General features: G+C 53.0%; 16 protein-coding genes and 1 pseudogene. 9 read left to right on the top strand and 8 right to left on the bottom strand.

The window, feature by feature from the left end; all coding sequences use genetic code 11:
* Positions 1-54: 54 nt before the first annotated feature.
* Both ACR3ZL_RS10095 and ACR3ZL_RS10090 read right to left on the bottom strand, forming a co-directional pair.
* A protein-coding gene (locus ACR3ZL_RS10095) for an IS3 family transposase (RefSeq protein WP_486173424.1) occupies positions 55-1,114 on the bottom strand; the annotation gives its coding sequence in 2 pieces (ribosomal slippage) (positions 55-871 and positions 870-1,114; 1,062 coding nt in all).
* Positions 1,115-2,130: 1,016 nt separating this feature from the next.
* Positions 2,131-3,591: a sulfatase gene (locus tag ACR3ZL_RS10090; protein ID WP_473653257.1), complete on the bottom strand. Its 1,461-nt coding sequence runs from the start codon at positions 3,589-3,591 to the stop codon at positions 2,131-2,133.
* Between the two features lie 1,659 nt (positions 3,592-5,250).
* Between ACR3ZL_RS10090 and ACR3ZL_RS10085 the strand changes: the two genes are divergently transcribed.
* Positions 5,251-6,618 carry an acyltransferase family protein gene (locus ACR3ZL_RS10085; protein ID WP_486173423.1) on the top strand — a complete coding sequence of 456 codons (1,368 nt, stop codon included), beginning with the start codon at positions 5,251-5,253 and terminating at the stop codon, positions 6,616-6,618.
* Between the two features lie 920 nt (positions 6,619-7,538).
* Positions 7,539-8,951 carry an IS4 family transposase gene (locus ACR3ZL_RS10080; protein ID WP_473653259.1) on the top strand — a complete coding sequence of 471 codons (1,413 nt, stop codon included), beginning with the start codon at positions 7,539-7,541 and terminating at the stop codon, positions 8,949-8,951.
* Between the two features lie 459 nt (positions 8,952-9,410).
* Here ACR3ZL_RS10080 and ACR3ZL_RS10075 read toward each other — a convergent pair whose 3' ends face one another.
* Genes ACR3ZL_RS10075 through ACR3ZL_RS10065 form a run of 3 tightly spaced genes read right to left on the bottom strand, consistent with a single transcriptional unit; the run spans position 9,411 to position 10,436 of the window.
* Positions 9,411-9,638, bottom strand: a complete 228-nt coding sequence (locus ACR3ZL_RS10075; protein ID WP_486173422.1) for a hypothetical protein — start codon at positions 9,636-9,638, stop codon at positions 9,411-9,413.
* Positions 9,619-10,074 carry a recombinase zinc ribbon domain-containing protein gene (locus ACR3ZL_RS10070; RefSeq protein WP_486173577.1) on the bottom strand — a complete coding sequence of 152 codons (456 nt, stop codon included), beginning with the start codon at positions 10,072-10,074 and terminating at the stop codon, positions 9,619-9,621. The genes ACR3ZL_RS10075 and ACR3ZL_RS10070 overlap by 20 nt, the downstream gene beginning before the upstream one ends.
* Complete coding sequence (locus ACR3ZL_RS10065; RefSeq protein WP_473653587.1) at positions 10,071-10,436, bottom strand: ECF-type sigma factor; 366 nt, start codon at positions 10,434-10,436, stop codon at positions 10,071-10,073. The genes ACR3ZL_RS10070 and ACR3ZL_RS10065 overlap by 4 nt, the downstream gene beginning before the upstream one ends.
* A 149-nt stretch (positions 10,437-10,585) precedes the next feature.
* Between ACR3ZL_RS10065 and ACR3ZL_RS10060 the strand changes: the two genes are divergently transcribed.
* Positions 10,586-10,978: a hypothetical protein gene (locus ACR3ZL_RS10060; protein ID WP_486173421.1), complete on the top strand. Its 393-nt coding sequence runs from the start codon at positions 10,586-10,588 to the stop codon at positions 10,976-10,978.
* 71 nt (positions 10,979-11,049) lie between these two features.
* On the opposite strand, the gene ACR3ZL_RS10055 is transcribed toward ACR3ZL_RS10060, so the two are convergent.
* A complete protein-coding gene (locus ACR3ZL_RS10055; protein WP_486173420.1) occupies positions 11,050-11,376 on the bottom strand; it encodes a metallophosphoesterase family protein in 327 nt (108 codons plus the stop codon).
* A 57-nt stretch (positions 11,377-11,433) separates the two neighbouring features.
* Here ACR3ZL_RS10055 and ACR3ZL_RS10050 point away from each other — a divergent pair, with 57 nt between their 5' ends.
* Positions 11,434-11,781, top strand: coding sequence for a DUF2726 domain-containing protein (locus ACR3ZL_RS10050; protein WP_486173576.1), 348 nt, complete (start codon positions 11,434-11,436; stop codon positions 11,779-11,781).
* Between the two features lie 17 nt (positions 11,782-11,798).
* On the opposite strand, the gene ACR3ZL_RS10045 is transcribed toward ACR3ZL_RS10050, so the two are convergent.
* Positions 11,799-12,260 (bottom strand): DUF6884 domain-containing protein, encoded by a 462-nt coding sequence (locus ACR3ZL_RS10045; RefSeq protein ID WP_473653263.1) that lies wholly within the window; start codon positions 12,258-12,260, stop codon positions 11,799-11,801.
* The gene (locus tag ACR3ZL_RS10040; RefSeq protein ID WP_486173419.1) at positions 12,260-16,030 is read right to left on the bottom strand and encodes a DEAD/DEAH box helicase family protein; all 3,771 of its coding nucleotides are present in this window, start codon (positions 16,028-16,030) and stop codon (positions 12,260-12,262) included. The genes ACR3ZL_RS10045 and ACR3ZL_RS10040 overlap by 1 nt, the downstream gene beginning before the upstream one ends.
* Positions 16,031-16,208: 178 nt before the next feature.
* Here ACR3ZL_RS10040 and ACR3ZL_RS10035 point away from each other — a divergent pair, with 178 nt between their 5' ends.
* The 5 genes and pseudogenes from ACR3ZL_RS10035 to ACR3ZL_RS10015 all read left to right on the top strand — a co-directional run.
* Positions 16,209-16,469, top strand: a complete 261-nt coding sequence (locus tag ACR3ZL_RS10035) for a type I restriction-modification system subunit M N-terminal domain-containing protein (protein ID WP_473653265.1) — start codon at positions 16,209-16,211, stop codon at positions 16,467-16,469.
* The gene (locus ACR3ZL_RS10030; RefSeq protein ID WP_473653266.1) at positions 16,466-20,014 is read left to right on the top strand and encodes a hypothetical protein; all 3,549 of its coding nucleotides are present in this window, start codon (positions 16,466-16,468) and stop codon (positions 20,012-20,014) included. The genes ACR3ZL_RS10035 and ACR3ZL_RS10030 overlap by 4 nt, the downstream gene beginning before the upstream one ends.
* 43 nt (positions 20,015-20,057) lie before the next feature.
* On the top strand, positions 20,058-20,363 hold the full coding sequence (locus ACR3ZL_RS10025; RefSeq protein WP_473653267.1) for a type I restriction endonuclease: 306 nt from the start codon (positions 20,058-20,060) through the stop codon (positions 20,361-20,363).
* Positions 20,360-20,569, top strand: coding sequence for a hypothetical protein (locus ACR3ZL_RS10020; protein ID WP_473653268.1), 210 nt, complete (start codon positions 20,360-20,362; stop codon positions 20,567-20,569). Before ACR3ZL_RS10025 ends, ACR3ZL_RS10020 begins: the two co-directional genes overlap by 4 nt.
* Positions 20,478-20,816, top strand: a pseudogene (locus ACR3ZL_RS10015) (type I restriction enzyme endonuclease domain-containing protein); the annotation flags it as partial. The gene ACR3ZL_RS10020 and the pseudogene ACR3ZL_RS10015, both read left to right, overlap by 92 nt.
* Positions 20,817-20,837 lie beyond the last annotated feature (21 nt).

Genomic DNA, 20,837 nt, shown 5'->3' with positions numbered 1-20,837 from the left:
TGGGTTTGACCTGCTCCCATTTCCTGATACATCGGCAGTGAGAAAACCAGGGCTTCATCTGGCCGGGCGCACCAAAGCGCTGTGGGGTCGATGTTCGTTGTAGTCAATACGCCAAGCTTCGATCTTCTCCTTTGCGTCGTCAAGCGACAGGAACCAATTTTCGTTAATACATTCGGCTCGGACGCTTTCATTGAAGGATTCAATGAAAGCGTTATCCGTTGGTTTTCCGGGCCTACTGAAGTCAAGCGTTACACCATTGGCATACGCCCATTGGTCAAGAATTTTTGAAGTGAACTCAGGACCATTGTCGATGCGGATTGATTTGGGAAGCTGGCGATCACAAGCCAAACGCTCCAGAGCAGCGACAACATCGCGTCCCCGCATCCGCTGCCCCACCTCGATCGCAAGACTCTTACGAGTAAAGTGATCGACTATCGTCAAGAGACGAATTTGGCGACCATCGAACAGTTCGTCGGACATGAAATCCATCCCCCAGCAATCGTTGATGTGAGTTGCTTCTGGACGTTCAATACGCGTTCGGCAGCTGACACGGCGTCTCGGGGCCCTGGACCGTAAACTCAGCTTTTCTTCGCAATACAGCCGATAGATTCGCTTGGCATTCACGTCCCAACCTTCGCGTCTGAGCCAAATGTGCAGACGGCGGTAGCCATCATGAACACGGGTAACAGCGAGTTCTTTCAAACGCATCCGCAGGGCGGCCTGCTCGTCCTTCGTGGATTTGTAGCGGTGAGTGGAAAGAGACAAGCCGACCAGCTTGCATGCAGGACGCTCGCTAATCCCGTAGCAGGATTTGGCTCCTTCGACGCACTCACGAAGGCGGGCAGGCCTCAGAGCTTTTTTGACAGGACATCTGCAAAATCTGTTTGTCCAAGCTCAGGTCGGCTACCAGCGACTTCAATCGCTTGCTCTCTTTTTCAAGTTGCTTTAGGCGACGAAGCTCTTCGGTGCCAAGTCCAGCGAACTTTTTCTTCCATCGGCAAAAGGCCTGCTGGCTGATACCCAGCTTTCGGCAAACCTCGTCAATGGACGTTCCGGACTCTGCCTGCTTCAATGCGAGAGCGATCTGTTGGTCAGTAAATTTGGACTTCTTCATCGGCGTTTTCTCCTAGGAAATGCCGACCAAATGCTAGTCCGAGTTCCTCACTTTGCGCGGATCAATTTTTTGGGTGCAGCTCAGTAGGCTATGGGCGTAATAGCCTTTCGCCTCTTTCCTGGCGATAGACTATACGGCCCCAGATCTACATACTATCAATCGTTGCGTGAAGCGTGGATTCCCTCGTTGTTCATCCCAATGCCGTATTAAACAGGGGCTCTTACACGCATGCTTGGTGTTTATTGCCTTCCCGGATTTCCGTGGCGTCAGCTGAAAATAGGCACGCAGATCACTTTTCGCTAAACAAACTACTTCGAGACAAGCCCAGAGGCACTTATTCGATCAATAGACTGTGCCTGTAGTGTATAAAACCTTCTTAGTTTTGATAAGCAGATAATTGATTTCCCGCGCTGGTCCAGGAATCCAAAAAATTGGTTTTGTTTTACATAGCAAATGTTCTTTTGTACAATTTCCCGCACGGGAAACTTCTTGATGCTTCAAGATCACTCTCTCTAGTGCCATGCTTTCGTATCGGCACTGTCTTCAAATACACATCCAGACTCCGTCGCATGTTTAGGTGACAAGGATATTGACGTGCGTCTAATTGCTGTGTACCGCATTTAGATTTTCTCATGATTTCGTTTCCCACGAACCGTAGCAGTCGGCTCGCTCTGCTTGCCATAGGTTGCGAGGTATTGGTGTCTAAGAATTAGGCATAACGTAATGCAGTATGTTCGGAAACATCGCGGATGCTAAAGCACAGAAGATCGTTTGTTGACAGCTCTCGAAAAGAGCATTGCTAGGTTCCAATCGGAAGAATTGTAGATGGACTTGCAAGTCAGGATTCCACGACTCGTGGCCTTCGATTAGATGAGGCCTCTGGAGCAATCTCTGCCGAAAACAGAGACGCTTTAGCCGCAATTCTCAGAACGAATTGGAGGAATCGGGTTTTGCAATTGTAACGGAATTGTCTTGAAGCAAACGCACACCATGTGATTAGCGACTCTCGCTACTAGCTAATCAATCGACAGAGCCAAACGTCGTTTTCGTAAAGCGTCTCTCATCCGGCCGAGCTGATCCTTATGATCGGCAGCGTTTGCCAAGTTCGTAAGTTGGCGAGGGTCGACCTTCAAGTTGTACAGTTCTTCCTCACCTCCTCCCCATATATTGTATCGCCAATCTTGGGACCGGATCGAACGGCCGCCTGAATTGGTTACGGTGTAGGCGTACTGGCGGACGGAAGCGGTTTCGGGATTATGTAGAATCGGAAGCAAGCTATGCCCTGCTAAGTTGCAGGGGGCGACTGCTTGTTTCTTTGTCAAAGCGACGATCGTTGGGTACAGGTCGGTTAACTCGACCAACGCGTTGCTCAGTTTTCCCGCGGACGATTCGAAGCCAGGGGCTGAAATCATTAGCGGTACTCGCGTGCTTTCTTCGAAAAGCGTCGTTTTTTGCCAAAGCGTATGTTCGCCCAAATGAAATCCATGATCAGATGTAAATATGATGATTGTGTTGTCACGCAGTTTCAACCGGTCCACCGCATCGATAATTCTTCCCACCTGCTCATCCATAAACTCGACGGCGGCATAGTAGCCTGCGATGGCTTTTCGTTGCTGCTGGTCGTTCATTCCGTATCTCAAGTCGTTCCGCATTCTTACCGCTGGGAGCGGAATGTCATCCAGGTCACCTTCGGGTGTTTGTGGCAATTGGATTTCAAATTCTTGGTAGTGATCAAACAATCGCTCGGGCGCAACAGACGGAACGTGCGGTCGAACTAACCCTACGGCTAAGAACACTGGTTCGCGGGGACGCAATTGCCGATCGTCGTCGAAGTACCGTGCTCGCGAACGACTCTCCAAGATTGCGATCGCTTGAGACGCAGCAAGCACGTCAACTTGCGTTTGCTCTTCCCCGTCGGGAACAACGACACGAGCGAAACTCGTTCCAAAATCAGTTTTCTTAGGAGAAAGTATTTCCAACTCACCCGGACTGGCCGTTTCGGGAGCCATTATATTGAACGTGCGATCCCAAGAATCCGTGTCATCTCCGCCCGGACTGCCGGATTCGATGTTTGCAGGGATGCCCATGTGAAAGATTTTCGAGACGCGAAAGGAAACGTACCCATGGCGTCTTAGCAGGCCGCCGACGCTGGGATGATTGGCGTACTTTGTGCTTCCTGCCCGATAGCTTCCCAGCGCGTAATTGTTGGCCATAAAGTTCAGCTGCTCTGGGTACATCCCGCTCATCATCGACGCCCGTGACGGGCCGCAAATTGGGAATTGACAATAGGCACGATTGAACTGCACGCTTTGCTCAGCCAGTCGGTCGAGGTTCGGAGTGCGGCATACGCCGTTGCCGTAACACCCAAGGCAGCAAGTCAAATCATCGCTAACAATCAGTAACACGTTGGGTTCGGCGTGAGCATTGGCAATCGAATTGACCAACAGTAAGCATGCGAATGCAAATCGGATGTACATATTTTTGTCCACTGGTTAAAAGTCGTGATGGTTCGCTCCATCGATTAGATGCATTTTCCATGAAGCACCCTGTCGAAATAGAGAAGATTTTCGGCCTCCCAATCTGCGGGATCCCCAGCGACTTTGGCCACATAGGATCCCAATGTGGTGCCGATCAATTCTATTCGTAAGATGTAACGGTTGCTCGCACGATGAGGCATGTGCGATAGCACAATTCGATCATTTCGCTGGCAAAATAGCGAACGTTAAGGCCAGCTTGTGTGTCAAAGCCCGAGACATGCGAGAACAACTCTTGAAACAATTCACACTGCAGCGTTACCAACTGGCGGAGACGATCAAAATGCTGCGTGAACTCTCGGCACTAACCCTAGCGAATCTTATGAGCCTACATTTCGACATATACCTGATCTTCCTAGAGATTGGCGACATCGCCTCGAATATTCAGATCACGCCTAGATCAAAGAGTCGATGAATCGATTCAAATGGATGCGGAGGCATCTGCAAGCCTCCGTTTCAGCTATAGTTGGCGACGGGAGCTTAATTCGACAAAGCATCGTCAAGGAAAGCTTGAACGCATGTTGGTTCTCGCCACTTAGTGTGAGAAGGTAGCTGATTGACAACAATCAAGTGTGCGTTAGCTCGTCGATCCTTGTTCCTTAGATTTAGATGTAATCGCTTGAGCTTGCCCCATTCCCGCCCCACCGATCGACTTCATTTTCGAAATACTTGCGGTTTCTCTTCGCTGGGCCACGCTAATCAAATTAGGGTCGAGCACTATGGCGAAGCAGAAGGCCGACGTGCACTTGAGGCGATCAGTCAGCAAAATGTACTTGGGGAGCATTCGACCGGTCAATAGAACCATATTCACAAGTTCAATTTATGGAAGAGGGAACTGGTGGATTGGGATTCAGAACCTTTCGAGCGTGGGCGCCGAGGCTCTTCCTAACGGTGTTTCGGCAACGGGATCCTGAACAATATTGCGACGTCGAACAATTTAAAATTGCCCGATGGCGATTGGATCTTGGCTTTGGCCATAATCAGAATGCAATATTGCAAGGTGGTTTTGATTTCAATTGTTTATTCAGGTTGGATATTTAGCCGCTTCGACCCAATAGACCGGCACGTTTGTTCCGAACGCTACGCTTAACTGAACCATTCGGCAGCGATAGCTGGTGCAACGGTACTTGCAATCATGAAGATCTATTTCAGCTTCCTAAATAGCAGGTCACTTGCCGGTAGTATGCTGCCTCATAACCTTCGAACAAAATTGACCAGCATTAAGATCGCGTCCCTTCTCTGCTGCACGTAGTCCTGGCCTTCGATATATCAGAGCGTGTTCGATTAGCAACTGCTAAGACAGCAAGCTGCAAGTCGTAAACTGAAAGGTTTAATGCAGTGAAACCAGGTGTTATGGGAACCTACACAGGGCGTGGCTGACTGCAGAAGACTGACCGAATCGTGCTGGTCAGCGTGGCCTACTGTGCGAGCAGCCTTCGGTTCGGGTGAATAAAATCCCTCCTGTTCACACTGCCTCAGGCGGTGCCGAATTACACAGATACTTTCGCTACTCCAGGCAACCGAGAGCTCTCGGCCAATTTGGCTGCGGGACCGCCAAGTCTCACAAATTGCTACAGCCCTAATCACACGGATTCTGTTTCGATGGCTAACGACATACGCAACACAGAGGCAGCCGACTCGACAATTTTTACCGAACACAAGCTGAAAGCCAATATAGTGGGTGATGGCAATCCAAAGCTGTCAAGCAAAACTACTATGTCCTTCGACGCCCATCTTGTGCCTGATGATGCATGTGCAGCCGATAAAGTGACAAGCGCCAAACCGACAAGAATCCTTTCAGTCGATGCACTCCGCGGGTTCGATATGTTTTGGATCGTCGGGGGGGAGCAGGTCGCAAGTGCGCTCGAAGCGATCGGTGGCGGGGTCATCGTTGGCGTGATTGCCGAACAATTACAGCATGTGCAGTGGACTGGCTTTCATTTCTTTGATTTGATTTTTCCACTTTTTTTGTTCTTGACCGGCGTCTCAATCGTGCTTTCGATGGATCGCCTTATCGCCAAACGCGGTCGTTTGGGTGCTTTGATTCGGATTGTACGACGATCACTGCTGCTATTTGCAGTCGGAGTGTTTTACAACGGAGGACTGACTCAATCCTGGCCCGACATTCCGCTCTCGGGTGTCTTGCCCCGTATCGCTGCCTGCTATTTGGCAGCCGCGACGATGTATGTGTTCTTGTCTCGAAGGGCGGTCTTGTTAACCTCTGTTGGCTGTTTAGTCGGATACTGGGGTATGTTATCGTTTGTTCCGTTCCCCAATGTTGACTTGAAGCACGCGCCCGCAAAAGGGAACGCTTCGCAGGCCATCGTTAAGCCAATGGATGAACTGCTCGCCGGTGTAAACGACACAATCAGCGGAACGTATGCCGAAGGTCGAAACCTTACCCACTTTGTTGATGCCGTTTGGTTGCCAGGCCGTAAGCGGAATTTGTATTATTCCAATGAGGGATTGTTAAGCACGATCTCAGCGATCGCGACGACACTGTTTGGTATCATGGCAGGTTGGATCATTAGTAGTACCGACCTCACTGGAAAGCAGAAAGTTCGATGGATGATCGGTGGTGGTTTTGCACTCGCTTCGCTGGGATTGTTGTGGGGAATGGAGTTTCCGATCATTAAGCGAATATGGACCAGTTCGTTCTGTCTGTTGGCTAGTGGATGCTCGGCGATCTTATTAGGCATATTCTACTTACTCATTGACGTGCTTCATTGGAAGCGTTGGTGCACGCCGTTTTTGTGGGTTGGCTGCAATGCGTTGTTCATCTACCTGGCCGTCAAACTGGTTGACTTTAAGTCCATCGCCAAGCGGTTTGTCGGCGGAAATGTCCAAGAGTTTTTCGATCACTACGTAACGTCTGGGTTCGGTGAACTGCTAGTCGCAATGGTTGCATTATCGTTGCCCATGCTGTTGGTTCGATGGCTTTTCCAACGCAAAATTTTCATTCGGCTGTAAAAAAGGAGGGATAGAAATCGGCCTTTCCGGTAGCGTCCATTCAGCGTGCGGTAAGGGATTTCGGTCTGCGTGAGGTGGGGGAGCCTACTAGGCTCTTTTTATTGGCATTGCTCTGCACTACTGAAGCACGGCCCATTATCTTGCTGACCTTAGGTGCAATTGAACATTTCCCGTCCCTCTCCACATACCAGGAATTTTCCACGTATGCGTTACGACTCTACTACTCCACATACGCAGCCTCTGAGTGCTAGTCACACGCAATGTAGGCTTTCCGCCCTTGTCCAGTTAACAGCCATCGCATCCGGCGGTGTGTTGCTGATTCTTGAGTTTGTTTGCGTCAGCCTACGTTGACGCTCCCACAACGCTCAATCAGTTCGAGGGCATTTTTGAGCAGTGGAATAGTCGAGCTCGCAAGGCGGCGAAATCTCGCTGATTTCTGCTCTAGCTACCGCCGCTGATTGTTCGATCACGAAATCGAACGCTTACATGAACGACTCAGATACGAAGCCAGCCTCAACTTGCTATCTAATGACCACGGCGTTAATATATACTACACGCTGACGCTAACAAAAATATTGTTCAATGCAAGCGACACGATAGAACCGTCGCACCTGCAGGTTTGCGAGAACTGCATGGGATCCTACTACCTCGGATGTGCGCGCTGCCGTTTTGGTTTGCACTTCTAGATTAACCGGTTGCGTGAGGCTACCGGATGCTAAGGTACAACGCACGAATGGCACGGGCGTAAGCAGGTCCAATCAAGATGTAGTGGAGAGCGGTCGGCAACATACCCACAGGTAGTGCTAGCAAACCTCACGCAATGGTTGTGAGCAATTTCAATACCGGTCAACATTTGAAATCACGGCGAAGCTCCGCTGAAATGGTGTTTAACTACATCACTCTTCCAGGGAGACTTCACCGTGAAAGATCAGTCTATCAATTCATCAGACGATGTTCAAAGCAAACTACTCTCGGTCAAATCCTTGTGCTTCGATTTGCTTCTACCCAAGTCTGGAATCCCTCAAATCTGCGACGAGATTGGGCACCGGTTTCGAGACCGAACGTACACCCCAACAATCGTTGTTTGGATGTTTATTACGCAGGTGCTTTCGGCCGACCATAGCTGTCAGCAAGCCGTCACCCGCTTTAACGCATGGCGTGTCGCTCGCGGCTTACAGAGGGTGAGCAGCGAAACTACAGCTTATTGCAAAGCAAGATGTCGCTTGCCGGAGGAACTCTTCGAGCGACTGCTCGCTTGGACATCCAAGCGATGCGAAGATGTCAGCTGTGAAACATGGTTATTCCGTGGGCGAATCGTAGAGATGGTTGATGGCTGGACGGTCACAATGGCCGACACCAGGCAGAATCAAAAAGCTTACCCACAGTTGACGAACCAAAAAGCTTATCCACAGTTGACGAACCCAAAAAAGGGATGCGGATATCCGATCGCTCGGATGATCGGTGTGTTCTCAATGGCAACGGGTGCGATTAACCACACAGCGATCTGTCCGTACAAGGGCAAGCAAACTGGCGAGACTTCTTTGCTCAGAACCGTTCTGCATCGTATTTTGCCGGGGCGAATTCTCCTTGCGGACCGTTACTACGCCGGATTTTGGTTACTCGCTGCGAGTGAGATGCGAGGCGTTGATTTGGTCGCACGTGTGCATCACTTACGTAAGGTAGATTTCCACCGTGGATTCAAGCAAGGTTACCTTGACCAAGTTGTTCTCTATCAAAAACCGCAACGACCCAAGTGGATGAATGACGACGAGTACCGTACCTTTCCCGCTGCAATTTTCGTTCGTCACCTAAGATACAAAGTTGAGCAACAAGGCTTTCGGACCCGGGAGATCACTCTGGTTACCACGCTGATTGATGCCGGGATCTATGCAGCCGATGAACTGGCAACTCTTTACCATCGACGCTGGAATGTTGAGTTGCATATCCGCAGTTTGAAAACCCAAATGCAGATGGAGCATCTGCGTTGCAAGACTCCTCAGATGGTTCGCAAAGAGATCCATTGCCATATGATCGGATACAACTTGGTGCGATGCGCAATTTTGGCATCGGCGCTGCGATTTAATATCTGTCCATCCCGCCTCAGTTTCACCGGAGCAATGCAGGCGATCGAAGAGTTCGCCGCATCCATGCGGCTCAGGTCAGGCCGACGAGAAGAGCAATGGAACAACCTGCTTGAAGTGATCTCCGAATTGAATGTTGGCAACCGTCCCGGTAGACAAGAAAAACGAGAACTCAAGCGACGGCGGAAGAACTACCGACTGATGACCTGTCCGCGCAATCCGAACCGAAACCGTTTCGCCACAGCAGCTTAGGCTTACGCCCGTGCCATTCGTACAACGCACCTTCGCTTTTTCGCAGAAGACGGTTGATTCATATCAGGTCGACGAGAGATAGCCTCCTTGAATTCGCAGTCACGATCCGTTGTAATAAGCGTTTAACTCAGTTAGGTTACCCAATGTCGCGTGATAGGCTCTATACAGGGTCAATTGTAACTTCGTCCTGACCGTTTCGAGTCAAGATTTCATGAATGCGTTGTCATTGCAGTTACCCTCGCCATAACAAGCAGTTCTTCCAAAACCTACGAGTGGAATACATCGCTGCGACCGAAAAGAGCGAAGAACAGTTTATCGTAGACATCCGCCGGATTGAGTCAAAGTTGCCCGACGGCTGGCACGAGTACTACAAGGCCAGCAATCTCGAGATTTTCAACTTCAACCGGCATCTCTACCAACCGCTGACTTACAAAAGTCGCGGCGGCTTGCAGATCACAATTATGGCGGCAGTATTGAATACTGCACGAAAAACTGTTCCTGTTCAACTCGAGGGATTGGTGCCAGGCGGAAGAGCATGGTTTTCTTGCCGACAAGGAGCGGCATGTGCTCCGCAACCAAAGTTGAGGACGTGGCATCAGCTTCTTCGAGTAGGGCGGTTTCTAACCAGACTTCTTGTTGTGGCTGTTCATCGGCAAGAAGCGGTACATCACTTTTGTCGATCCTCACGGCCTCGGCCGCACCCGACTGAACACCGAAGAGCACACAGAAGGCATGGGCCGCCCCGGGTTACGTCTGCAGGTGGACCAGGACCGCTCGGTGAACTCAAGGCTGTCACGAGGTTTCCGATCTCCGATTTAACTGTCGTCAACCTCGTCCGAACGGTCTCGATGTCCGAGCCAATCTTTTCACTGTCTTGATCCAAGGTCCGGTAGGCTACGTCAATCACACGTTGGCGGTGATCAGCTTCAACGGCAAGGCTTGTGACTCGGTCGAACACTGCCTCTTCCGATGCTTCGGCTGAGATCGAGGGTGTGGAGCATTCCGTTTTCGTGCCGCAGTGTGATTGTCGAGCGCATTTGTAGTAGTGGTGTTTCCGCCCCTTGGATTGGGAACTGGTGGGTGTCGTGGCTGCTCCACAGCTACATGTCAGTAGTCCGCTCAGTGGATAGCAGCGACCATCAGTCGCCTTTGAATTGGTTCTTCTCCGATAAATTGATGCAATCGACCGTCGTCTCGATCGTCTGTCTGAAGGACCGATTCGCCGTTTACCTTCCCGGCACCTCTCTTCTCAGCAAAATGTTTACGCTGGTAAGCGGAAGCTTTACGGGCGGTGATGGTGACTAGGATCTTCCAGAGATCGTCGCGATCTTTGAGCTTGGGAAAGCGGTCGTTTTTCGCTGCGGCGAAGAAGCTCTGAAAGGCACTCAGAGCTACGTCCTGCTTATCGGCTGCTCGCCGAGGCATGTATCGCAGTCGACGCCGAGTATATCGTTGAATCTTCTCGAAGTAATTCTGCCAGATCACCTCCGGGGCCCGCTCGATACCTTCAGCCAATCGCTCGACCCAAACGGTTCGATACGCAGGCTTACAAGGTCAAGGTCGATCCAAGTGATTCGATCCTGTCACTGTCAGCACGCTTGCCGAAGTACGGAGGCGGAGGAACGGATTGCTCATTGCCATTCGTTGAAGCCAACACGCGATACGCGAAGCAAGCCTTCGCAGGCATCGTGCTGGTCAGCGACAACGAAAGCTGGATCACTTCGGGACGTCCCCACTACAACAATCGTTACAGTGGCTACGGCCAAAACGGCTCAACCGGAGTGATGACCCAATGGGAGAAGTTCAAGAAGACCCAGCGTGGACACGGCATCACCGATCCAAAGCTAGTCTGCCTGGACATCCAACCCTACGGAACCAGCCAGGCAGCTGGGCCGGCAACGGGGCGAGACGACAAAAGCATTTTGAACATCGGCGGCTTCAGTGACGCCGTGTTCAACGTAGTCTCATCGTTCCTAGAAAACGACGCATCCCGCTTCGTCCGCGAAGTCGAGTCCGTCGAACTGTAAGCCGGAAGGCGAACTGAAATCCGAGACGCCCGCGGAGGAGCAATCCCCCGCGGGCGTTTTTTCGTTTTCGGTTACAACTCAATAACAAAGCCATTGTTCTTCAACTTCGCTGCGAGGTTGCAGCATGAACAGTTGATGTACCGCGTCGCACCGCGAGTGAACATCCCGTAGTTGCTGATGCCTTTCTCGTCATGCAAATGACCGAAGGCGTGAATCTTCGGCTTGATCCGTTCTTCAATGTGTCTTCGCAGGGCAGCGCAGCCGACCTGGACGAGTTCCTTTGACTCGATGTCGTGCGTGATATCCAAAACACCCTTTGGCGGACCGTGCGTAATGAGAATATCCACATCATCGGGAACGGAGTGCCAAACGAGATCAAGCTGTCCTCGCTTCTTCATGTATGCCCAATCGTGAAAACGAGGCGTGTAAGGCGAACCGAACAACTTTAGCCCGTTCTGGCGATCGAGCTAGACGACGCCAGCTACAACCGCAAGGACCGTCAAGAGCGAGACGCATTTCTCGACGGAGCCCTCGCCGCCGCTGGCCTATCCATCCTGCACATCAAAGCTGCCCGAACCTACCCGATCGCCGAAGTCCAGCAGCAAATCGCGAGCGTTCTTCCCAACACCGCATCCACCCCATCAGCTCCACCACGATTGCCGCCGGAATCAAACGCACCTTCTTGCCCAAAATGCCACACCGCAATGGTCCAGCGAAAAGCCGCCAAAGGCAAACACGCCGGCAAGCGTTTCTGGGCCTGCACCAACTACCCGCAATGTCGTGAGATCATCGGAATTAATTGACTCGGCTAAACAGCCGGTCAACTCTTCTCCATAAGATTCTCAGTCGCATTTTTCGTCGCTTGCATCGCTTTGCCGATTGGGAGGCCTGCGAATGGGAATGTCGGCTCAACTTTAGTACTGTCGAACGCAGCAGAAACGGCTGCTCGGTATTCCTTTCCGCCAAGCCCGATCACGGCGTTGTACTGATCGAGACGCAGCTCAACGACTTGTCGTCTCAGAACTTCAAATGCGACCGGTTCCGAAGACTTGCGTTTGAAAGTGACTTCGTAGGGGCCTGGCAAGACGAAGTCCGGATCAATGAAACCGTGCTTCGCACTGAGGATGAGCCATTGATCGCCGATACATTCCGCGTACCGGCGATTGACCTTGAACGGCGATCCTACGTAAGCATCGCGAGCGATCGTCGGCCCCGCCGATGGATTCTTTGACCAAACCTTGCTGCTGCCGCACGGAACGATCACGAGAGTCGTCTTTGTCATCAGTGGCTCTCGTCATCTGGTTTGGCTTCGTGCAAGATCTCGACCAATTCACCCAGCACCCGAATGTCCGTCGCCGATTCTTCGTCGATTTGGATTGCTTGGTACTCGGGGTTGAGGGGCTGCAGCTCGATGGCTTGGTGCTGCCAACCGTCTTCGTCGACGCGTTTGGTGGAGTGGTATCGCTTCACCGTGTAGCGTCCGCCGTCCTCCGGATCTGCATGAGTGTTGAGCTGAACAAGTATCAACCGGTTCTGCCGCGAACCGGCTGGGCAGGGACGAAACAAACACAGGCTTCCACTGGTGATTCGCGGCTCCATGGAGTGACCGATCACCCGTGCGGCGAACATTCCTCGTGATAGCTTGCGGTCGGCAACCTCGATCCAGCCAATCTCTTCGGGAACACCTTCCGGCCCGAAGCCTCCGGCCGCGGCAACCAAATCGACCACCGGGACGTGGCTGGCATACTTGGCAGAGTCTTTGACCGACGGCTCGATCACCCATGCCGGATCCTCCGGTTCTGCAATCGGCTCTGTGATTTGACGTTCGGTTGCAGCAGCAGCCACGTTCTGGACGCCGGCCGGCTCCACCTGCCAACGCCCCTCATGCCGTTTGAACTGCACGCGAAAATCAGTGCCCGGCAACCCCGCGTCATCCCCAAACCACTGTCGAAGCAGTTCCGGCAACCGATTCTTCTTTTCATCCTTGGGGTACGCGACGTTGCAGGCGACTTTTACAAACTTGAACGTCCACACATCACCACTGGGCAACTGCACTTCGGTCGGGCCCACCGGTCGCCCCGGTTCTTTCTCCACCGTTGGGATGAACACGATTGCCTTTCCATTCGCATGCGAGACCTTTCCCGTGAACGAATGCGTTGACTCAGGCGACTCCACCAAGCGTTTCGATTGGATGTACCGAGCCAAACGTCCTTCCACCAACTCTTCCGTCATGGATTCCAGGGAACCACGCAGGTCGGCTGGGCAATCGATTGCCAACTGCATTTGGTCGCCCGTCCGCTTGAACCATCGCGATCCGTTTTGATTGTCCAGCCATCGATCAATCGGCCACTTGATCCACCATGTCATCCACTCCGCGTCACTTGCGTGGCGATGATCGATCGCGTGCTTGCCCTCCAGCAGGTCCCGCCGGAGAATGGGGTGTTCCAGCATGTGAGTCCGGCAACGTTTGGCAAACTCCGGCAAGTCGACTGGATCAAAGAACGATGACTGATCCAGCAACACGCGAAGCACGACCATCTTGTACGACTTGTTCAGGTTGGTCGTCTCGACCGTCTTGAACCAATTTCCGAACAAGCCAAGCGTTTGCTGTTCCTCGTCGTTCAAGTCGCCTTCCTCAGCCGCGAAAGCAAACCAGCTGCCTGCGCTGCGACTGATCGTTCCTGGGATGTACCCGCGAGCGACCAATTCCGATGGAGCCGGGCGGCGCCCCAGTTCATCACGCAGCCCGCGATACGCCTCGACCCCGGCCGCGGCTCCCGTGGGCAGGAATTGCTTCAGCAGATCCTTGGCTCCCAGTTCAACATCCAGCAAGCAACCCTCGGGCAGCTCAGGGGACGCCCCTTGAATCCACTTCCGCAAATCACCCCACTGAGCCGTGTGGTTTCCCAATGACAGCAGGTGGAGCATTCGTTGAGCGAACAAGCGGTGGTTGCCGACGAAGTCGATCACCAGCAAACGTGTTTTGCCCATGCTGGCGCGCAGACCACGGCCGAGCTGCTGAAGGAAGACAACCTTCGATTCCGTGGGCCGCAGCATCACGACGCGATCCACCGCCGGGACATCCAGACCCTCGTTGAACATGTCGACCACGCACAGGGCTTCCAGCGAGCCATCACGCAACTGTGCCAGCGATTGGCCGTAGCTGTCACCGCCTCCGCCTGAGAAGACCGCTGCTGAGCGGACGCCTTTCGAACGCAGCCAATCACGTGCGAACACGGCGTGACGCCGAGAGCAACAAAAAACAATCGTCCGCTCACCGGGATGCTCGTTGACCGCTTGCCACAGTCGCTCCATCCGCTCGCTCGTCGCGACGCGTTGTTCCAGCTCATCGGGATCGAACCGGCCGTTGCGCCACGGGACTTGTTCGAAGTCCACAGTGTCTCGAATGCCAACGTAGTGGAACGGAACCAACGCTCCCTCTTCGATGCCCGTGCCGATGGAGGCGTGATAGGCCAAGTTGTCGTCGAAGATGCTGACCACATCGACGCCATCGGTGCGTTCGGGAGTCGCGGTCAAACCCAGGACGAAATCTGCGTCCAGTTTTGCCAGCACGCGGCGGTATGTGGGGGCTTCTGCGTGGTGAACTTCATCGATGATCACGTAGTCGAAATGTTCGTTCGCCAAACGCTTCAGACCCTCGGGGCGAGCGAGTTTCTGAATCGAGGCAACCACCAACTCACCGTCCAGTTCGCTGCGTGAGCCGCGGTACCACGACGTTTGCGTCGCCAGCGAATCGCCATCCTGGAACGCGTCGTCCAGCAGTTGGGACAGAACACCTTCGGCTTGCGACAAAATGTGCGAGCGGTGTGCAATCACCAGCACTCGTGGGCGTCGCGTGAGTGTCTCCCCGACTTGCCGCACATCAAACGCAGCCAACCAAGTCTTCCCCATCCCGGTGGCCACTGAGATCAACGCCTTGGCGAAACCTTCGGCACGCAGCTTGGCGAGAGACTCTAGCGCCGCCGCCTGCCAAGGCCGAGGCTCAGGAATCGTTGTGTGGTCGATGCGTTGGGGTTCGAAGTGCTCCTTGCGATACGCTTTCGCATCCAGCCGGTACTGCTCCACCAAATCAACCGTCAGCGGTTCCGCGGACTGCCACAGTTCATCAAACGCCTGAACAAAGTCATCGGGCACGCCAACGTGTCCTCGGCTGGAACAGATCAGATTCCATTCGACACCCGTTTCCAATGCGGCCTTCGACAAGTTGCTGCTGCCAACCGCCACCAGCGAACCGTGGTCATCCATGATTCGCCACGCCTTGGGATGGAATGAATCTGGTCCCCGCGAAAGCGACTTATGTTTCACCAGCCGCGCCCGCAGGTCACCACGCAAGGCTTCGTCGTCGCCAACCGTGTCCTGCCACGCGAGCAACCGAGCCAAAGCTTTCGGATGCGAGATGTACAGGTAATCGCTGACCAGGATTCGAACGGCGGCGTCTCGCTGCAACGTTTCAAACAGCCGACCTTCGATCACCGCGAGGCCGGAAGGCTGAACAAAGGAAGCCAGCACGTCGACTTTCCTCGCATCCGCCATCCGGTCCGAGAGTCGTTCCCACAACGTCGAATCCGGATAACCGGTCAACAGTTCCAAGCGTGGAGCGTTCGTCGCATTCCCGGCCTCCGCTTGCGCTGTCTGGGCCGGTGTCTCATCGACCAGGTAGTTCGCTTTCTCGGGAATCACGTATCGAACACCGCCACGTGGATCCGGCACATCGCCGAGATAGCGAGGGATCACATGAACGTGAACATGCATGACGGTTTGACCAGCGGTTTCGCCGCAGTTGAAACCGACGTTGTATCCAGTGGGCTTGGGATCCAGCGTTTCGTCCAGCCGTTGCTTGACCACATTGACCAAGCACATCAGCGCGGCTTGTTCTTCTGGCGACGCCTCAAACCAAGTCGGCACCACCCGGCGAGTCACCACCAGCGCATGGCCGCGTGTCACCGGAAAACGATCATGGAACGCGAACGCCAACTCGTTCGCCGCGATCCAATCCTTTTCGGCGACACTCAAGAAAGGAGAGCGATCCATGCGTTCCTCAAACGTGTGTCGTGTCGATTCAGTCAACTCACCTATCGGAGCATGGCAGACCCCCTGCCTGCTTGTTTGGTGGTCCCAGGCACAATAGGATGGCGGGCTTCAGTTTGCAACCACGTGAGGGAGTCATGTGGCAATGCGTGTTCGTCAATCCATTGAATGAATCAAGCCCATGTCAGAGGCGGATGGCCAGAAGTTCCTCAAAGATCTCGACAAAAAACTTTGGGCGGCAGCGGACAAACTTCGATCCAACCTCGACGCGGCTGTTTACAAGCATGCCGTACTGGGGCTGATTTTTCTGAAGTACGTTTCGGACGCGTTTGAGCTTCGCCAAAGCGAAGTCGCTGCGCACTTACGGAACCCGGACCAAGACTACTACTTGGATCCAAGTGACTACTCCGAAGACGAGTACGAAGCCAAGGGAGTGGTATGATGGCAAGCGATGGCAAGCAAATCAGCAACCCATTTTCCACGGGCGGTGGCGGCGTAAACTTCGAAGTACAGGTCCAGGCTTCGTTTGTTGCCCTGATGCTTGCGGGAGGATTCGCACCATGTTTGCCTTGCCGGCCAATTCGGAAACTCAAGCTGCAAGGGAAATACGCTGGCTATCACACCGATGACCTTATTGTCTTTACGGGTGATGAAGGTGATTCGGAGGAACGGAAGATCCTCGGCCAGATTAAACATTCAATTACAATTACCGAGAACAATACCGTATTCGCCGACGTGATCCGAGGCGCTTGGAATGACTTCAGTAATGGGAGCATATTCACCACAGGAAAGGATGCGATTGCGCTTATAACAGGTCCTCTGAACGCAACGGATATCACCGATGTTCGCGTGCTCCTTGAGTGGTCTCGCTCGTCCGAATCCCCGCAAGAGTTCATCGAGAAAGTTGAGACGACGAATTTCAGCAGTGCGTCGAAAAGAAAGAAGCTTCAGGCTTTTCGGTCACATCTTGATTCGGCGAAAGGCGAGGCAATAACGGACGATGATATTTTTCAATTCCTGCGACATTTCCACTTGCTCGGATACGATCTGGACATCCGATCGGGCGTAATGCACGCGATCCTGCATTCGTTGATCGGGCAGTATTCACCGAAAAACGCGGCATCTCTCTGGGCGCTGATTGTACAGGAGGTGGCTTTTGCCAATCAGAATGCAGGAACGATTACTTGCAAGTCCGTACAACATGATCTTCGATCTGCGTTCGAGAAACGCGCCGTTCGACAGATGCCTGAGTCTCTATCGCATACACTGCCGCCACGAAAAGTCCACAATTGGAACACTTCGGAGTTTGCTTCCGCGCTGGTTATCACGAATCTATTGGGATCGTGGGACGAGAATTCGGAGACGGACATCGAAATCGCTCGGCGGCTGGTTGACGTTCCATTTGAGGACTGGCAGTCGAAAATCCGGCAGGTTCTGCAATTACCAGATAGCCCGTTAAGTCTGGGAAATGGTGTGTGGTCAGTCAGGCAACGTGGCGACCTTTGGCAGGCTCTTGGCCCCAGCGTATTTGACGCCCATCTGGATGCGTTTAAGAGATGCGCGCTGGCCGTATTGCCAGAGATTGATCCCCAATTTGATTTAAATCCCAACGAGAGACTTACAGCTAACATCCACGGAAAAGTTCTTGCCCATTCTCGCTACCAACGAAAAGGACTTGCCGAAAGTCTTGCATTGGTGGGAGGCCGCCCCGAGTGCCTAGAGAACTGCTCGCGAGACAAGCCGCGCACGATCGCTGTAGAGGTGATTCGTGAACTGTTCCAGGATACCGACTGGCGATTTTGGGGAAGCATCAACGATCTGCTTCCGCTCCTTGCCGAGACATCACCAGAGGAGTTTCTGAGCGCTGTTGAGGCTGCATTACGTCAACAGCCATGTCCATTCGATGAGTTGTTTTCCCAAGAAGGTAAAGGTATTACCGGACGTAATTATGTGACAGGTCTCCTTTGGGCCCTGGAGTCTATCGCCTGGAGTGAGACGGACATCGTCCGTGCGACGGTCGTTCTCGCCCGGCTTGCGGAGCGAGACCCTGGAGGGCAATGGGCCAACCGACCGGCCAGCTCGCTCACACACATTTTCCTTCCTTGGTTTCCTCAAACTACGGCGTCTATTGAAAAGCGCAAGATCGCGGTTCGGACATTGTGTAAAGAATCTCCGGAGGTCGCGTGGAAACTTCTCCTTAATCTGCTGCCTGGTCAGGTTTCTGCAAGCAGCGGCACGCATAAACCAATTTGGCGGCGAGTCATTCCTGATGATTGGGAGGATGGCACTACACAGGAAGAGCATTGGGAACAAATCTGCAATTATGCTGAAATGGCCGTCGGCATCGCTGAGAACGAAATGTCAAAGCTCAATCAGCTGATTGAGCATCTTGACAATCTGCCACGGCCAGCATGCGAGAGGCTTTTGGGCCACATTTCGTCAGATGAGATCACAAGTAAGTTGGAAGAGGAGAGGCTCGGCTTGTGGACTGCGCTTGTAGAAGTGGCTTCGAAACATCGACGCTATTCGGACGCTGACTGGGCATTTCCAGATGATCTTGTTTCACAGATCGAAGCGGCTGCGGCTGTACTGGCACCCAAGGACCCTTCGAATCGCTACCAGAGATTATTCTGCGGACGTGATTGGGAGCTGTACGAAGAGAGCGGGAACTGGCAGGAACAAAAGAAACAGCTCGAATTGCGTAGGCATAAGGTCATGCAAAATCTTCTTGATGTTGGTGGAATCGAACACGCGGTTCGTTTTGCTGAAAGTGTGGAGTCACCTCAACAGGTTGGCTTTTCACTCGGCCGCATTGCTGTTGAAGATGTCGATGCCTCGGTGCTGCCGTCGATGCTGAATGCGTCCAATGAAAAGCACTCTGGGCTAGCCGCCGGATTCGTGTGGGGCAGGTTTCAGGAGAAGGGATGGGCTTGGGTGGATGCGACCTTCGTGTCGGCTTGGTCGAAAGAAGACATTGGCAGGAGTCTTTCGATCCTTCCGTTTGTGAACAATACATGGCAGCGAGTAGATCAGTTGCTAAAGGATGATACGTCCGAGTATTGGAAAAAGGTGGTAGTCAATCCTTATCAAGCAGAAGGCAGTTTATGTACGGCCATCGAGAATCTACTTGAACACGAGCGGCCATGGGCAGCAATTGATTGCCTTGCAAAACTGGCGCACGACAATGAGCGGCTGAACAAGCAGCAGGCGGTTAGAGCATTGCTTGATGCCGTCTCATCCAACCCCACAAGAGGAGATGGCTACCATGCCGTTCAAGTCATTAAGTCTCTTCAGGAAGACCCCGAAACGAATGAGGAAGACTTATTTAGAATTGAATGGGCATACGTTGCGTTATTGGACGGACATCATGGTGCGACGCCTAGATACCTTGAAAGTCGTCTTGCAAACGATCCCGCGTTCTTTTGTGAACTCATACGCATGATCTTTCGCTCGAGGAACGTGACACCGAGCGACGAAGAACCGTCTGAAGAAGAACGGACGTTGGCGACGAATGCGTGGCGGCTTCTTCACGAATGGCGCACCCCCCCCGGAACGGATAGACTTGACAATTTCTCTGGACCTGCGTTCAAGCAGTGGATTGATGATGTAAGGCAATCCGCATCCGACTCCGGCCATCTTGAGGTGGCGCTTTTGAATGCCGGCAAGGTCCTCATTCATAGCCCACCGGACCCGACCGGTTTGACGATCCACTGTGCCGTCGCGGAAGTTCTTAACGCAGACGAATCAGAAGAAATGCGACGGGGATTTGCGACGGCGATCTATAACTCGCGGGGCGCGCATCTCGTCGACCCGACGGGCAAGCCAGAAAGGGATTTAGCTGACAAGTATCGTGCGCAAGCTGAGGAGCTGGAAGACGCTGGATTCCATCGTCTGGCGACAACACTCCGACGGGTCGCGGAGTCTTACGATCGCGACGCGGTGCGAATCGTTGAAGAGCATACGACGGAGTTGGAGGAAGACGAATAACAATACATCTTACAAAATCGCGACAAAAGACACACTACTGGAAATGATTACCGAAGACCAACTCGAAAATCTTTCCCTCGACTGGTTCCGCGAGTCGGCCTGGGACTACAACAACGGCGTGGATATCTCGCCCGATGGAGACGATCCGGAGCGGGATGACCACCGAGTTGTCGTCTTGAAAGATCGCTTGGCCGAGGCGGTGGCTCGACTGAATCCTGATCTTCCGCAATCCGCCGTCGATGATGTCTTGCATGTCGTCGCCAATCCCGATCATCACAGCTTGGAACAAAACAACCGAGCACTTCGACGACTCTACCCAAACGAAGTCAAATGCGGAGGCTTGCTATGACTCGGCAAATCTTCATCAGCAGCGTGCAGAAGGAGCTGCAGGAATTCCGTGATGCCATTTACGACTACGTCACGTCCGATTCGCTGCTGAAACAATTCTTCCACGTGTTTCAGTTCGAGAAGCTACCGCTCACGTTTAGAACGCGACGAGGCGTTTGGACTCAACGATTACGAAATCGCGTTCTACGACGCACTCTCAACGAATGAAAGTGCGGTGCGAGAGTTGGGTGATGACTCACTCAAGAAGATTGCCACGGAGCTCACGCTGAAATTGCGTGCCAGCACCACGGTCGATTGGCAAGTCCGCGACAGTGTCCGAGCGAAGCTACGCAACCTCGTCCGCCGCCTGCTACGCAAATACAAATACCCACCCGACCACGCCCCCGCCGCGATCGAGCTGATCATGAAACAAGCCGAAGCCTTGGCCAACGGCTGGTCAAGCGAACAACTCTAATTCACTCGGTCACACCGCGAT

It is taken from the genome of Rhodopirellula sp. J20-39 (assembly GCF_057365095.1).
Note: the sequence above shows the minus strand (reverse complement) of the source record. Positions and strands in the feature narration are given on the sequence as shown.